The following is a 14,349-nucleotide window of genomic DNA, read 5'->3' as shown; positions in this document are numbered from 1 at the left end:
CAAGCAGCAGCAGCGCAACGTACTGGAATACCTGACGGCCTCCTGTGAGGCTTTGCTACGCGGACAGCGCGGACCCTCGTTGCTGCCCTCGCAATCTCAGCTGCGACTCGCCACCGCCTGACGTGGTGAACGGTTACCGATGACGTTGGGCCCGGATGTCGATGACGGCAACATCACTTCAACCAGCAACCGTCAATTCTACCTCGAAGGCAAACTATGGATGTTGGATGAAAACAACTCCTGGGCCTACGAGAACGGCGTCCTTTACGTCTGGACTCCAGATGGCTCGAGCCCTGCCGGAAAGACCGTCTGGGTTTCTCCAGCAGCGAACGGCATCAACGCACAAGGCTCCTCGGCTTGTACCATTGATAGCATCGAGGTCTTCGGTACGGACAGGGCCATTGATGCGAGTACGGCCAGCGGCGGTGCGAAGACGTTGAACTTGAGGGTGCTCAACGTAGACATCGTACACTGCAAGAAAGGCCTCTTCGCAGCGGGTAGCTTTGGATGCACGGTGGATGGCGGCAGCATCAAGTACGCCATCAACAATGGCTATGACTTCTGGTACGGCAGCGGGAAGAACACCGTCAAGAACACAACCATTCACACTGTCGGCATGGTGGGCATGCCCAAAGGCTCACAAGGCGCCATCTTCTCAGGTGGCACGGTCAACAAGGGCACGACGAACCAAAACATCTACGACAACAACCGCGTCACCAACACCTGCTATAACGGCATCCAGATCACGACCAACTACAACACGACCGTCAGCAACTGCACCGTCCTCAACGCGATGCAAGCTCTTACCGATGGCGCCGGAATCTATACGGGCGGCCAAGGTGAAGTGAATCTGAATCAGCACATCATCGACAACATCGTGTCGGGCGCCAAGGGCCCTGGATGCTTCGGCATTTATCTTGATGATTACTCCAATGGCGTGACTGTCGCCAGAAACACCGTCACGGACTGCGGAATCAACTTCCTCATGCATAACGCCTACAACAACAACATCTTGAACAACAAATCCACGGACACTGGCGAAGACCCGGCTACTCCGACCACTCATTTCGCATTCGCCCAGAACGGAACACCTTCTGGCTTTGTCGTTACGGGCAACGAAGTGACCAGCCATGGCGTGAACTCGCAAATCTACAACCTGGGAGGGGGGACGTCCCATACCACCCTGGGTTCCTTCAACAACAACACCTACCGAGTGAAAAACACCGCGAAATTCGCTCGGGTCTGGGATGGCACGACGGCTGCGGACCTCACCTTTTCGGGCTGGCAGGCGTATATGAGCGACGATTACCAATCCGTGTTCATCCCACTGTAGGGGTCCGCGAGCGCCCCTTCGGGCCACGATGAAGGTGATGTCGTCCTTCTGGGGGTGGGTGCCCATAAAGCGACTGTTCGCATGGACAAGGCTGTCGCGGATGGCGGGCGGGTCAGCGAGAAGCGTGCTGAAGCGTGGCCTTCAGCCGCTTCTCGCTGAAGGGCTCGCCTCGCGCGTCCTCGCGGCAGTGGCTGGCGCGCGGCCGTAAGGATGGCCGTGTTCAGGGTGTCCGCCTTCAGCCCGAGCGAGAACTGGGCTGGAACGAGTTCTTTGACACCTGACACAGCGGGCAGCACGGGTTGGCACGGGGACGTCCTCTACCGTGGGAACTCCGCGCCTGCCCGTGAGCGCGCTGACGTGTCAGTGACGCGTCAGTGACGCGTCGAACGGAGCGCGTCGGCACGAGAATGGGCCCGAGGCGCCCGTCCAGCAACGCGAAGCGGGCGCATGCCGCGGCGGTGCACCTGAGGCCTTGCGGATCGGGCCCGGTGGCCTGGCCCGTGCTATCTGGCGGACCCCTCTTGATGGATTCTCGCGATGCGCAATCGGCCTCTCCTGGCTGTTCTCCTGGCAGCCATGCTCCCGGCGTGCGGACCTCTCCAGCGCCAGCGGGCTGTCCCCCTCGCGCCCCCCACCGGCCAGAGCCTGTATGGCACCCTGGCCCAGGCCGTGGTTCGCCTGGAGACCCGGCGCGAGTTCGATGAGCAGACGTTCGTCTCCTCTCCGGTGGGAACCGGGTTCCTCGTCGAGAGATCGGGTGAGCTGTTCCTGGTGACGGCGCGCCATGTGGCCGAGGCCACTCAGGAGTCGAGAGTCCGCGACTCCGTCTCCAGCGCCGAGTTCGTCATTCCCAGGTCCGCCTGGGTCTTCCATCCCGCCGACTCGGGGCGGCAACAGCGCGGCAGCGGAGAGTGGCTCAACGTGGACCCGGTGGACGTGGCGGTGGCCAGGCTCCCCTGGCCCAAGGACGTGCGGGTCCAACCGCTCTTGTACTGCCCTGGCTCCTGCAACGGGCGGCGCAACCAGCTGGCCTCGAGGGATCCCGAGCCGCTCGAGCCCGTGCTGGCCGTGGGCTATCCGAGCTACCTGACCTTCGAGCTGCGGAAACAGCTCCCCCTGCTCCGGTTCGGGGCAGTCGCCATGACCGCCAGCGAGCCGTTTCTCAAGACTCTGGGTGGACGGACCTATGTGGAAGCCCGGGCGCGGGTGCTCGATCTGCGCTCCTTCGCCGGCGACAGCGGCAGTCCGGTCTTCGAAGGCTCGAACCAGGCGGAGGGCTTGATGCTGGTGGGAATGATCCTGGGCGGGGACGCCGAGCTGGGCTTCGCCATCGCCGAGCCCGTGTCCCGGGTGCTCGAGACCCTCGAGCTGGCGGCCCGGCCCCAGGCCCCCACCGGCATGGTCCACGTGCATTACCTGCCGACGCCAGCCGATGTCCTCCCGTGATGGCACGTGGCTTGCTAGGTGGCCGCTCGCTTCAATTCCCTTTTCCCCCTGCTTGAGAGGTACCTTCCAATGCAACGAACCTCATGTCGCCTGCTCCCGATGATGGGAGTGGCCCTCGTGCTCGGGCTGCTGAGCGCGCCGGATGCACGGGCTCAGTCCGCCAAGAAGATCATCGTCCTGGGCGGCGACAAGTCCACCGTGATCTCTGGCATCGCCAAGACGAGGACCCGGCTGAACGCCAAGCAGATGATGACCTCGGCCAAGGAGCGCAAGGAGAAGCTCAAGACGGCCGAGGAGGAGCGAGCGGAGACAAAGAAGCGCCTCAAAGCCCAGCTCGCGGACGTGGACGTGGTGGCGGCCGACCTCTCGGTGCCGAGCACGGGCGAGGATGACGGGCTCATGGTGCAAGCCGCGCTCGAAGCGGGCGTGCCCGTCGTCCTGGAGAACTCCGACAGTGCGAAGATGGCCGAATTGACCGGGGCCCTTGGCGTGAACGCAACGACGGCCGTCATCGAGACGACGGAGGGCGGAGGACAGTTCGCGATCACCATCGTGGATGGGCCGGAGCTCATCGCGCAGTCAGGGCCCGAGCAGGCCGTTGAGCTGACCACCAAGCCGGTGCCCGAGGATCCGGCGGCCAAAGCGGCTCTCACGGCCTACGAGGCCGAGCAGCAGGCAGCCAGAGCCAAAGAGCCCAAGCCGTCCAGCAAGCCGCAAGTCGCCAAGCCGACGAGCGCGCAGAAGACGGCCAGCGTCGAGGCGATCATCAACGAGAAAGCGCTCAAGAGGGGGGTGCGGCGCCAGGCGTATCTCACCGGTCAATGCGGCGACGGGGTGAAGTGCAGGGAGGGCGAGATCAAGATGGCGGCGCCGCTGCAATTCTGCCCGGGAGGCGTCTGCTCCTCCAACAGCTCGCTGGCGCCCGTGCTCGAGTGGGGCGTCTACAAGACGGTCGGCCAGGATCCGATGACGGGCCAGAGCCGCACCACGGCCTACGTCGTGGTGCGCGCCGCGGGCCGGCCGAACATCGCGATGACGTCGAATGCGATGCAGAACCGGGGGTATTACCTCGAGTCGTGGAACATCAAGTTCGCGGCGACGTACCCGAACTCGAGCTGGTCGCTGGACAAGGCGGCTCCGGAGAACGCCAACCAGCAGGTCTCCGTGGCCTATAACACGGGCTTCACGCTGGGGGCCACCGCCACCAACCCTCCATCCGTCTCCTTCGGGTACGCGGCATCGGCAACGCGGACGATGAACACCGAGCAGTTTGGCATTACCCGCACCACCACGGACACCACCACGGTGGACACGGTCTCCTGGTTCACCAAGATGCAGATGGACGCTTATGATGGTCCACCGCGGGCCTACAGCACACCGAGCAGTCTCTTCATCCAATGGTTTCTGAGCACGACGGATGTCGCCCCGCTGCCGGCGATCGCCATGTACGGCTCAGACTTCCGCGCCGAGGCGACCTGGGATGGCAACCGCGATGCGTCCTGCGGCACCTGCACCATCCGAATCGATGGGAACTTCAAGCTCCAGTTGCAGCGTGCATGGTCCAACCGTGAATTCGCGTATCGTACGTATGTCTGGAAGACGTATACCCAGCCGTTCGCGGTCGAGACCAATCTCACGCTCCAGGCCGCCACGCACTGGTGACGGGACTGCCGCTGGAGACGACTGAGGGGTAGCGGTTCTGCCTGTCGCGAAGCTGCTCCGGGCCGAGGTGTAGCACTTGCTGCTCCTCGGCGCCGGAGGACTTCCTGCTCAACCGCCTACGGGAAGGCTTGCGGCCCACATGTCAGACCACGAAGGAGTTGCCGATGTCCCAAGCGAACAACCCGAACGCCGCCGTCAGCACCGAGCGGTTGTTGTCAGCCAACCCGCGAAAGGTATTCGCCGCGTTCGAGCAACCGGAGCGCCTCGCTCAATGGTGGGGGCCGAGCGGCTTCACGAACACGTTCGAGCGGTTTGAGTTCAAGCCCGGCGGTCGGTGGGTCTTCGTGATGCACGGCCCGAATGGTGCCAACTACCCCAACGAGAGTGTCTTCCGGGAGATTCAGCCAGATACCAAGCTCGTGATCGAGCACGTCGTAAAGCCCTGGTACAGGCTGACGGTGACCCTGACCGCTCGCGGTGACAAAACACACCTGGCCTGGGTCCAGGAGTTCGAGAGCCCCGAGGTCGCCGCGAAGATGCGCCGCCTCAGCGACACCGCCAACGAGCAGAACCTCGACCGGCTTGAGTCGTTACTCGCGAGTGAAGGTGCCTGAGGCCCCACGTCACCTGCCCCTCGGATCGGGCAGTGCATGGCCGGCGCACGCTCAAGCGCGGGGGAGCACGAGGCCCAGCTCGCGGCGGTAGCGCTCGAAGCACCGGGCGCCCGCGTCGAGGCGCATCAGCGCGCCCTCCGCGATGGGACGCGCCACGCGGGGATCCGCCTCCACCAGGGTTCTGAGCAGTTCACGGTTCCACGCCTCGGAGTGCTTCACGTCCAGCGCGGTAGGTGTCCGGACCGAAGAAGACGGCCTCCTTGTTCGAGGTGGGCCAGGCGTCGTGGAGGTGGACGGTTGCTTCTCCACCATCCGCGCCCCCTCCACCAGGGCCAGCAGCGTGGCGGGGAGCAGCCGCGCGGTGAAGGGGCGGCTCCAGCCGAACACGTCGCGCAGCGAGCGTGCCTCCTGCGAGGAGCGGCGGGCGTTGACGCGCCGATGGGTCTCGGGCGTCACGGTGATGAAGCGGTAGCCGGCGGCGCGCAACGCGCGTCGTCTGAGCATCTCCAGCTGGGTAGACAACGAGAGCGGCCACTGCGGCGACGGGTTGGACGACGATGGAGATGGTCACTTCGACTGCTTCGACCCGGACTGTGCCGGGGCGGCGGCGTGCGAGAGCAGCCGGTGTGCCCAGGTCGACCTTGGAGAGCAGCTTCCGGTGGTGGCCAGCGGGCCCAAGGGGCGGCCTGACGAGAGACTCCTCGAACCGAGCTGCGGCGACTCCAACCCGAGCCACCGCTACGCGTGGACGGCCCCGAAGGATGGCACCTTCGTCATCCACACCGAGCGGAAGGGCGCGACGATGGCGCTCTGGGACTCCTGCGGCGGTCCCGAGCTCGCCCGCACCTCCAACCCGGATTCAGGCTGGGCGTCGAACACCGGGCTCGTCCGCACACTCCCGCGCGGGCCCTCGGCGTCGCGCGTCCCGGGAGGGCGCATCTGCCCCTTGAAGGGCTCGCGCGGCAGCGGACGGGCGAGGACGGGTTGCCCCGCGTCCGCGGTGTCCACGAGCCCGCCATGGGTGGGTGTGTCCGGATTTTCGCCCGCCGTGGGCTCCTCGTGGCTGGTGAGCGCGGGCGGGGCGCTCGGGGGTTGGGACAGGGGGGCCAGACGCACCAGCGCGAGGAACAGGGCGCACACCGTGGCGGCACTCGCCACGCCCCATCCCAGACGCCACCGGAGGCGGGGCTCGGGGGGGCGGACACGGCGTGGGCCATGCGCCGCGCTTCCTCGAGCACACCTTCCAACGTGGGCAGCAGCGACTCCGCCGACTGCCCCTCCTGGGCCCTGGCCCAGTCGGTGTGCTCCACCTCCATGGCCGAGTAGCCCCGTGAAGCCCCAACCGCTCCGGTTCCTCACAGCTCGCCTCGGACTTCTTCTCCTCGTCCATGCGTGCTCCTCCCTGGCCTCCCCTCATGCTGGTGGCCGGAGCTGGTGTTCGCATGGACCGCGCCCGCCTTCCAGGACTAACCCAGCAACCCCAGGAACACCGCGTTCAGCAGGGCGAAGACCAACATCACGACGATGACAGCATTCAGCTCCAGACCACTGGGGCTCATGACATTGTGGAAGTCCATGATTGCGCCTCACTCTCCTTACGATGGAGTCGGAGCACGACTGCCCGTGATGCCCTCCCCCTGGGGGTCTGGGCTCGCTCGGGCAGTACTCAGGCGGCGGGAATGGCGCGGCGCGGGCGGGAACGCCTGGGACCCTTCGACCTGGGTTCCACTTCACGCCCCGGACACGTGCGACGCGCCCGCGCGGGCGATTGCCTCGGTAGGTCTTTCGCACACCGCGACACTGGCTCACGGGAGGCCCAAAATGAGAAAACCTTCGATGCGCTCGTCGTCGAGGATGGATGGAAACAGACGTGATGACTCAGGTGACGAACTCCCCCCCGGCCCTCGCCCCCAACGCCTCGATGCTCACCCGTATCCGGGTCGCCCTCAACGCGCTCCGGATCCTCAAGGACGATCCCGCGAACCCCGACTACGCCCGGACGCTTCACATCAGCCTCGACGACAGCACGTACGCGCGGCTGGGCCGCCAGTTGCGTGAGAGCCCGGACTTTCGCCGGCTCCTCGACGAGCGGCCCACCGTTCCTGGTGACGTCGACCTCGAGACGCTCGCGCGCCTGCCCGCGGGCACCCTCGGTCACGAGTTCGCCCACTACTTCCGCGCCAACGGGATCCAGCCGTTCACCTACGAGTACCCGGTGGAGACCGATGGCGACTACCTCTACAAGCATTACCGCGAGACCCACGACATCCACCACCTGATCACACGCTACGGAATCGACCCGACGGGTGAGCTCGAATTGCAGGCGTTCTACTTCGGCAATCTCGGTCTGCGCCACGCGGCGTTGATCGCGCTGCTGTCGTTTCCCTACGTGCTCACTCAGCGGGGGCTCGACTTCAGGGCCCTGCGGGATCACTTCCGCCGGCTGCGTGCGGCCTACCGTCGCGGCAAGCGCTCGCGCAACCTTCTGAGCGTGGACTACGGCGAACTCTGGACGACGCCTGTGTCGGAACTCTCTGAGCGTTTCTGCCAGCCCGCGCGGAGCTGAAGCAGGGCGGCTGAGCGCCTGTTCGTCCGCCTGTCGAGCGGGTGAGCACGCTGTCCACGAGGCTGTGGTGGGAGGGGGTCACCTCCGTGCCTGAAGTGGGAGGGATGCGCACTCTCATCTCCCGGCATGAGCAGCACCGGGCTGGGGCCGACGCTCCGAGTGCCGCCTGCTCAAACCCACTGGAGGAGGCGGACATGGAGAACATGGGAAGCTGCAGCACCCTGGGTATCGACACCTTCGAGAGGACGAAGGAGCACGTGTCCGCCCATCCGGAGGCAGGCAAGGGCTTCTTCGAGACGGTGACGGAGTGGCGCGATGGGGCCCAGGCGGTGACGCGCGCGCGCTCCTTCACCCTGGAGACGGACGAGCCCGCCGTGCTCGGCGGCAAGGATCAGCACATCGACCCGATGGAGCTGCTGCTGGCCGCGCTCGGCACCTGCCTGACGATTGGCTGGGTGACGCAGGCCCGGCTGCGCGGGCTCGACTACCGCCACCTGCGCATCAAGGTGATCGCGCCCTTCGACCTGCGCGGCTACCTCAACCTGGACCCGAAGGTGCGCCCCGGCTTCTCCGAGCTCCAATACACCGTCGAGGTGGACACCGATGCGGACGCCACCACGCTGGAGGAGATTCGACAAAGGGCGGAGAGGAGCAGCCCGATGTTCGACAACATCCTCAACCCCACCGCCATCTCGGGCCGAGTGAGGAAGACCCACGAGTCGCTGGACGCCTGAACCCGGCCGGCCAGTCGAGCGGCCATGCGGCCCATCGTCTGGCCTGGAGCCCGGAGTGAGGAACGTCCCTGCGTCTGGCGCATCTCCTTCTGACCGTGACGAACCTCGACCTCTTCCCCCCGGCCCCCCCTCCGCCCGGTCCCCTGGACCGGCTGCTGAAGGTGTCTCGCATCTACCTGGAGCCCGGCGTCGAGGGCTTCACCCGAGGCCGGGACATCCTCGCGCGCTTCCCCGACGCCGAGCGGGTGGAGGTGCGCTCGCACTGGAACATCCCCGGCCTCTTCGGCAACGAGGGCAACGCCGAGGCGTGGAACCGCATCAAGGGCAGCACCCTGGTGCTGGGGGTGAAGAAGTCCATGTCCTTCGTGGCCAACGGGCGCAGCGCCGACTTCCTGCCGCCCTCGACGGCCAACGGCTGCGTCATGAGCTGCGCCTACTGCTACGTGCCGCGCCACAAGGGCTATGCCAACCCCGTCACGCTCTTCGTCAACATCGAGCAGATTGCCGCCGCCATCCGCCGGCACGCGGGGAAGCTCGGGCCCAAGACGGAGCCCAACAGCGTGGACCCGCGCTCCTGGGTCTATGACATCGGCTGCAACAGCGACTGCTCGGCCGACGCGGCCCTGAGTGACAACGTGCGCGACCTGGTGCGCCTCTTCACCACGCTGCCCAACGCCATGGGCTCGTTCGCCACCAAGTGGGTGAATCGCGAGCTGCTCTCCTACGCGCCCCGAGGCAAGACGCGCATCCGCTTCAGCCTCATGCCCCACGCCCAGGCGAAGCTGCTCGACGTGCGCACCAGCCCCATCTCCGAGCGCATCGCCGCCATCGACGACTTCGTGGCCGCGGGCTACGAGGTCCACCTCAACTTCTCGCCCGTGGTCATCCACGAGGGCTGGCAGGAGGCGTATGACGCGCTCTTCCAGCAGGTGGACGACACGCTGGGGGACAAGGCCAAGGAGCAGCTCGCCGCCGAGGTCATCTTCCTCACCCACAACGAGCGCCTGCACGAGGTGAACCTGCGCTGGCACCCCAAGGCCGAGGAGCTGCTGTGGCGGCCCGAGCTCCAGGAGGCCAAACTGTCCGAGGGCGGCGGCTCCAACGTGCGCTACCGCACCGGGATGAAGGGCCGGCTCGTCGAGGAGTTCCTCCGCCTGCTCGAGCGGCGCCTGCCCTACTGCCGCGTGCGCTACGCCTTCTGAGCCGCGGTGCCAGGCAAGTCCCCGTGGGTGATGTGCCAGACTCGCCCGCCATGCTCCCGTACGAAGCCCTGGAGGCCCGCGCCCGCGAACTCCTGCCCCAGGCCGTGTTCGACTACTACGCCGGTGGCTCCGGCGAGGAGTCCACCCTCGCCGACAACTCCGCCGCCTGGGCCCGCCTGCGCCTGCGCCCCCGCGTCCTGCGCGACGTCTCCTCCGTCGACACCTCGCTGGAGCTGCTCGGCGCCACGCTCTCCTCCCCCGTCCTCGTCGCCCCCACCGCCTTCCACTCGCTCGCGCACCCCGAGGCCGAGTTCGCCACCGCCCGCGGCACCCGCGACGCCGGCTCCCTCCTCGTCCTCTCCTCGCGCTCCTCCCGCCGTCTCGAGCTCGTCGCCGCCTCCGCTGGCCCCTGGTGGTTCCAGGTGTATGTCTTCCGAGATCGCGGCCTCACCCGCTCCCTCGTCCAGCGCGCCGCCTCCGCCGGCGCCCGCGCCCTCGTCCTCACCGCCGACACGCCCTACGTCGGCCACAAGCGCCGCAACCGCGGCGACTCCGCCCTGCCCCTCCCCGACGAGGACTTCCTCGCCAACCTCGAGGGCCTCACCCACCGCTCCCTCGCCGAGCAGGCCCCCGATGTCACCTTCGACGACATCTCCCGCCTGCGCGAGGACTCCGGCCTCCCCGTGCTCGTCAAGGGTGTGCTGCGCGGAGATGACGCCCGCGAGTGTCTGCGTCACGGCGCCGCCGGCCTCATCGTCTCCAACCATGGGGGACGGCAGCTCGACGGTGCCGTGGCCACCGCCGACGCCCTCCCCGAGGTCGTCGAGGCCGCCGAGGGCCGTGTCCCCGTGCTCGTCGATGGCGGGGTGCGCTCCGGTCGCGACGTGCTGCGCGCCCTCGCCCTCGGGGCCCGCGCCGTGCTCGTCGGCCGGCCCGTGCTGTGGGGGCTCGCCACCGGCGGCGCCGACGGGGTGCGCCAGGTGCTCGACTCCCTGCGCGAGGACACCGCCCATGCGCTCGCCCTCGCCGGGGTCACGGAGGCCTCCTCCGTGGGCCCGGATCTGCTCGCACCGACCCGCCCCTCCTGAACCGCGCGAGCACCCCCCGCCCGTTTGGGCGCGAGTGGTACAATGGTTGTACCAGTTCGCGCGCCTCTCGAGCGGAACCCTCCCGCTCGGGGCCTACCCGGCGCGCGGTGGCTGGCGCCGTGCCTCGGCAAACCGCGCCAGCGCCTGACGGAGCCGAGCGGCCGCCCACTTCAGCTCCCCGAGAGGCAGCCCCGCCCCCAACGTGTGATGCGTTCCGTCCTGACGCTCGATGACGAGCATGGGACAGGTGGCCTCCTGGAAGAGGCCCACCCCGGGCGCCCCTTCCCTGTGCACACGCACGTCCACGTCTCGGATGACCAGCGCCGGGACGCGCGTGGTCTGGGGGGCACCCCTCCCGTCCCGCACCACCTCCAGCCCCGGCCGCGTCACCGTGACGCGCCAGGTGGTGCGCACCCCCTCCAGGGCCCTGCGCACGAAGGCGACCCCGGCCCCCAGTGGCACCAGCATGATCAACGCCACCGCGGCGAACAGCTCCCACGACGTACGCAACGACGCGACGAAGCCACACGCGACCAGCGCGAGCCCCACCAGCAGGACCCCCACGACGGCCCGGGAAAGGTATCCGCCCTCCCAGTCGGGCGCGGGTAGCAGCACCTCGAGCCGTCCTTCCGCCTCACGCACCTGAACGCGGCAGCCCGGCGGGGGCGGGAGCGACGGCTCCACGAACGCGGAATCGACCCCGGTGCCCTCGTCCCGAGCCTCGTCCGAGCGCGCGCGCCCATCCCCCACCCGCGTGCCCAGCGGAGCCTCTGTCGAGGGCCGGGCCCGCGCACTTCCGGGAGCGGAGGAGACCAGCTCCTCGTACGAGCGCACGCGCCCACCGCCCACCTGCACGCCCAGCCGCGCATGGCGGGCCACGGCCTCGGCCAGCGTCAGCGCCTCGTCCCGATCATCACTGCCCGCGAGCAGGTGGGGAGCCCCATTCCCACCCGCGAGCTGCACCACGCAGTCCTTGGCGTGCACGGGCTCGTTGGAGCGGTGCTCCGGAGTGGTGACCTGCACGCGATCGAACGCCGTCAGCGGCCGCGTCCGCTGGAAGAGGGGGACTCCGAGTCCCCACGCCCAGGAGACCCGGCCGCGCCCTCCGTGCAGGGTGACCTCCCAGACGCCCAATGCGTTGTAGAGGCCCAGGACGAACGTGCCCAGCACCACGACCACCAACCGGTGGTCCCAATCCTCCGCCCTCACGACGTAGAACCCCAGCCCCGCGGAGACGAGCAGGCAGGCGATTCCGAGCAGGAGTTCCTTGGCTCCACGCTCACGCCGGATGAACAGCCTGGCGTCCTCGAGCCACCATCGATTGCTGCCGCACGTTTTCATGGGACCCCGAGCCCTCCTCACCCGACATGCGCTTGCGCTCGCCGTACCTCGGCCCTCCCGGCCAGCGCCTCACGGAGCCGAGCGGCCGCCCACTCCAGCTCCCCGCGCGGCAGCCCCACCCCCAGCACGAGCTTCTCTCCGTCCTGCCGGTCGATGACGAGCATGGGACAGGTGGCAAGAGGGCTCACCCCAGGTGCCCCTTCCGAGAACTCGCGCACGTCCACGTCCCGGATGACCAGCGCCGAGACGCGCGTCGTCTGGGGGGCGCCGCTCCCGGCCCGCACCACCTCCAGCCCCGACAGCGTCACCGTGACGTGCCAGGTGGTACGCACCCCCACCAGGGCCCTGCGCAGGTGGGCGACCCCGAACCCGAACGGCACCAGCATGAACGGCGTCATCCTGGCGAGCAGGGACCAGGACACCCGCGACCGCACGACGATGAGACCGCACAGGGCCAGCGCGAAACCCATCAGCGCGAAACCCAAGAGGCCCCGGGAAAGGTATCCGCCCTTCCAGCCGGGCGCGGGCAGCAGCACCTCGAGCCGCCCCTCCTCCTCACGCACCTGAACGCGGCAGCCCGGCGGCGGGAGCGAGGGCTCCACGGACGCGGACCCGTCCTCCAGGCCCGCGCCCCGAGCCTCGTCCGAGCGCACACGCCCACCGTCCACCTGCAAGCCCAGCCGCGCATGGCGGGCCACGGCCTCGGCCAGCGTGAGCGCCTCGTCCCGAACCGTGCTGCGCGAGAGCACTTCGGGCGCCCCGCCCTCGCCCACGAGTTGCACCACGCAGTGCATGGCCTTCGCGGACAGGTCATGAGCTGGAGTGGTCACCTGCACGCGGTCGAACGCCGTCAGAGGCCGCGTCCGCCGGAAGAAGGGCACCCCGAGCCCCCAGGCCCAGGAGACCTGGCCACTTCCCGTGTCCAGGGTGGCCTCCGAGACGCTCAGCGCGCTGTGGAGGCCCAGGCAGAGCAGGATCCACGCCCAGATGAGCACCCGGGCATTCCACTCCCGCGTATCCACCGCGTAGAGCCCCAGCCCCGCGGAGACGAGCAGGCAGGCGATTCCGATCAGCAGCTCCTTCGTTCCGCTCTCACGCCGGATGAACAGCGCCGCTTGCTTGATCCACCATCGGTTGCCGCCGCACGTTTTCATGACGCGCGCGAGCCTACCGCACCCGGACTCGAACCGGACCTCAGGCGGCCTGACGGGACGCGGGGAGCTCGGGCTCGGGGACGGCCTCGGGCGGCGGGGCCTTGGAGGGCGCGAGGTTGGCCAGGGCCGCGCCGCCGAGGATGAGCGCCCCACCCACCAGCAGTGAAGAGTCCACGCGCTCGCCGAGCATCCCCACGCCCAGGAGCACGGCCACGAGCGTGTCCAGCAGCGGCATGGCGCCCACCACGGCGAGCGGCACGCGCGGCAGCAGCCAGAAGAGGAGCTGGTAGGTGAGGGCGGTGGCGCCAAGGGCCAGGTAGGCGATGACGAGCAGGGCGCGCGGCGTCCAGTGGGCGGGCAGGTGGGACTCGAAGAGGAAGGAGCCGGCCAGCAGCAGCACGGAGCTGCTCAGCGTCTGCACGCACACCGAGAGCCCCGTGGACACGTGCCCCAGCGAGCTCCGCACCAGCACGTTGGCCAGGGAGATGGAGACGGTGGCCAGCAGGGTGAGCGCGCAGCCCAGCACCACCTGCCCGGAGAGGCTCAGCCCGTGCAACTGCTCTCGCTGGAGCGCGACGATGCCGGCGAGCCCCAGCGCCGCGGAGACGAGCTTGACCGGGGTGAGGGGCTGGTCCGGCAGCAGCAGGCGCCCGAGGAGCAGCAGCCACACCGCGTAGGTGGAGAAGAGGAGCGCGGACCAGCTCGACGGAATCCACTGCTGAGCGATGAAGAGCAACCCGTAGGGGAGGGCGATCTGCAGCACCCCCACTCCCATCAGCAGTCCCCAGGTGCGAGCCCCCAGCCGCACGCGGTGCAGGCCGCTCAAGGGCAGCAGCACGAGCCCGGCGAGCATCATCCGCGCCCCGGCGAACAGCAGCGGAGGCAGATCCTCGAGGCCCAGCTTCACCACGGACCAGGTGGAGCCCCAGAGGACGAAGCAGGCGGTGTAGGCGAGCAGCAGGCGGGCGCGAGATGCCCCGGGCACGGACGACATGGGGGGCGCAGTACCACGCGCGCCGCCCCGCCGCCATGGACGGTGCGTTCAGTCGAGGTGGTGCCGGAGCTCGTCCAGGTCCATCGAGAGGCGCTCCAGCGTGTGGCCCATGGGCTTCTTCGGCAGCTTCCCCCACCCCACCGCCGCGCAGACGGCCGCGAGCACGAGGACCATCCCTCCCACCAGGAGCGCCCCCGCCCACAACGGCAGGGCCA

General features: G+C 68.4%; 14 protein-coding genes. 8 read left to right on the top strand and 6 right to left on the bottom strand.

Features of this window, described 5'->3' with window-relative positions; genetic code table 11:
* Positions 1-139: 139 nt before the first annotated feature.
* From VF794_RS10255 to VF794_RS10240, 4 genes are all read left to right on the top strand, one after another.
* Positions 140-1,333 (top strand): right-handed parallel beta-helix repeat-containing protein, encoded by a 1,194-nt coding sequence (locus VF794_RS10255; protein ID WP_331109220.1) that lies wholly within the window; start codon positions 140-142, stop codon positions 1,331-1,333.
* A 537-nt stretch (positions 1,334-1,870) separates the two neighbouring features.
* On the top strand, positions 1,871-2,779 hold the full coding sequence (locus VF794_RS10250) for a trypsin-like peptidase domain-containing protein (RefSeq protein ID WP_331109218.1): 909 nt from the start codon (positions 1,871-1,873) through the stop codon (positions 2,777-2,779).
* Positions 2,780-2,848: 69 nt separating this feature from the next.
* Positions 2,849-4,441, top strand: coding sequence for a hypothetical protein (locus VF794_RS10245; RefSeq protein WP_331109216.1), 1,593 nt, complete (start codon positions 2,849-2,851; stop codon positions 4,439-4,441).
* 164 nt (positions 4,442-4,605) lie between these two features.
* On the top strand, positions 4,606-5,055 hold the full coding sequence (locus tag VF794_RS10240) for an SRPBCC domain-containing protein (protein ID WP_331109215.1): 450 nt from the start codon (positions 4,606-4,608) through the stop codon (positions 5,053-5,055).
* 51 nt (positions 5,056-5,106) lie between these two features.
* On the opposite strand, the gene VF794_RS10235 is transcribed toward VF794_RS10240, so the two are convergent.
* Positions 5,107-5,559: a hypothetical protein gene (locus VF794_RS10235; RefSeq protein ID WP_331109214.1), complete on the bottom strand. Its 453-nt coding sequence runs from the start codon at positions 5,557-5,559 to the stop codon at positions 5,107-5,109.
* Between the two features lie 234 nt (positions 5,560-5,793).
* Positions 5,794-6,213 (bottom strand): hypothetical protein, encoded by a 420-nt coding sequence (locus VF794_RS10230; RefSeq protein ID WP_331109212.1) that lies wholly within the window; start codon positions 6,211-6,213, stop codon positions 5,794-5,796.
* A 715-nt stretch (positions 6,214-6,928) separates the two neighbouring features.
* Between VF794_RS10230 and VF794_RS10225 the strand changes: the two genes are divergently transcribed.
* The 4 genes from VF794_RS10225 (at position 6,929) to VF794_RS10210 (ending at position 10,645) form a co-directional block, all read left to right on the top strand.
* On the top strand, positions 6,929-7,621 hold the full coding sequence (locus tag VF794_RS10225; RefSeq protein ID WP_331109210.1) for a Coq4 family protein: 693 nt from the start codon (positions 6,929-6,931) through the stop codon (positions 7,619-7,621).
* A 194-nt stretch (positions 7,622-7,815) separates the two neighbouring features.
* On the top strand, positions 7,816-8,355 hold the full coding sequence (locus VF794_RS10220) for an OsmC family protein (RefSeq protein WP_331109209.1): 540 nt from the start codon (positions 7,816-7,818) through the stop codon (positions 8,353-8,355).
* A gap of 95 nt (positions 8,356-8,450) precedes the next feature.
* On the top strand, positions 8,451-9,557 hold the full coding sequence (locus VF794_RS10215) for a spore photoproduct lyase family protein (protein WP_331109207.1): 1,107 nt from the start codon (positions 8,451-8,453) through the stop codon (positions 9,555-9,557).
* Between the two features lie 50 nt (positions 9,558-9,607).
* The gene (locus VF794_RS10210) at positions 9,608-10,645 is read left to right on the top strand and encodes an alpha-hydroxy acid oxidase (RefSeq protein ID WP_331109205.1); all 1,038 of its coding nucleotides are present in this window, start codon (positions 9,608-9,610) and stop codon (positions 10,643-10,645) included.
* 93 nt (positions 10,646-10,738) lie between these two features.
* Here the strand turns inward: VF794_RS10210 and VF794_RS10205 are convergent, their stop codons facing one another.
* From VF794_RS10205 to VF794_RS41720, 4 genes are read right to left on the bottom strand one after another with little or no spacing between them, the layout of a single operon-like run.
* Entirely contained in the window at positions 10,739-11,986 is a 1,248-nt protein-coding gene (locus VF794_RS10205) for a hypothetical protein (RefSeq protein ID WP_331109203.1), read from the bottom strand.
* Positions 11,987-12,003: 17 nt separating this feature from the next.
* Positions 12,004-13,140, bottom strand: coding sequence for a hypothetical protein (locus tag VF794_RS10200; protein ID WP_331109201.1), 1,137 nt, complete (start codon positions 13,138-13,140; stop codon positions 12,004-12,006).
* Between the two features lie 40 nt (positions 13,141-13,180).
* On the bottom strand, positions 13,181-14,134 hold the full coding sequence (locus VF794_RS10195; protein WP_331109199.1) for a DMT family transporter: 954 nt from the start codon (positions 14,132-14,134) through the stop codon (positions 13,181-13,183).
* 48 nt (positions 14,135-14,182) lie between these two features.
* Positions 14,183-14,338, bottom strand: a complete 156-nt coding sequence (locus VF794_RS41720) for a phage holin family protein (RefSeq protein ID WP_414640894.1) — start codon at positions 14,336-14,338, stop codon at positions 14,183-14,185.
* Between the last annotated feature and the right edge of the window lie 11 nt (positions 14,339-14,349).

This window comes from Archangium sp., assembly GCF_036389735.1.
GTDB lineage: Bacteria > Myxococcota > Myxococcia > Myxococcales > Myxococcaceae > Archangium.
The sequence above is the reverse complement of the archived record's forward strand: the minus strand, read 5'-3'. Positions and strand labels throughout refer to the sequence as shown.

Coding starts and splice junctions, on each gene's coding strand:
- VF794_RS10255 (WP_331109220.1), top strand. CDS start 140: ATGACGTTGGGCCCGGATGTCGATGACGGCAACATCACTTCAACCAGC.
- VF794_RS10250 (WP_331109218.1), top strand. CDS start 1,871: ATGCGCAATCGGCCTCTCCTGGCTGTTCTCCTGGCAGCCATGCTCCCG.
- VF794_RS10245 (WP_331109216.1), top strand. CDS start 2,849: ATGCAACGAACCTCATGTCGCCTGCTCCCGATGATGGGAGTGGCCCTC.
- VF794_RS10240 (WP_331109215.1), top strand. CDS start 4,606: ATGTCCCAAGCGAACAACCCGAACGCCGCCGTCAGCACCGAGCGGTTG.
- VF794_RS10235 (WP_331109214.1), bottom strand. CDS start 5,559: ATGCTCAGACGACGCGCGTTGCGCGCCGCCGGCTACCGCTTCATCACC.
- VF794_RS10225 (WP_331109210.1), top strand. CDS start 6,929: ATGACTCAGGTGACGAACTCCCCCCCGGCCCTCGCCCCCAACGCCTCG.
- VF794_RS10220 (WP_331109209.1), top strand. CDS start 7,816: ATGGAGAACATGGGAAGCTGCAGCACCCTGGGTATCGACACCTTCGAG.
- VF794_RS10210 (WP_331109205.1), top strand. CDS start 9,608: ATGCTCCCGTACGAAGCCCTGGAGGCCCGCGCCCGCGAACTCCTGCCC.
- VF794_RS10205 (WP_331109203.1), bottom strand. CDS start 11,986: ATGAAAACGTGCGGCAGCAATCGATGGTGGCTCGAGGACGCCAGGCTG.
- VF794_RS10200 (WP_331109201.1), bottom strand. CDS start 13,140: ATGAAAACGTGCGGCGGCAACCGATGGTGGATCAAGCAAGCGGCGCTG.
- VF794_RS10195 (WP_331109199.1), bottom strand. CDS start 14,134: ATGTCGTCCGTGCCCGGGGCATCTCGCGCCCGCCTGCTGCTCGCCTAC.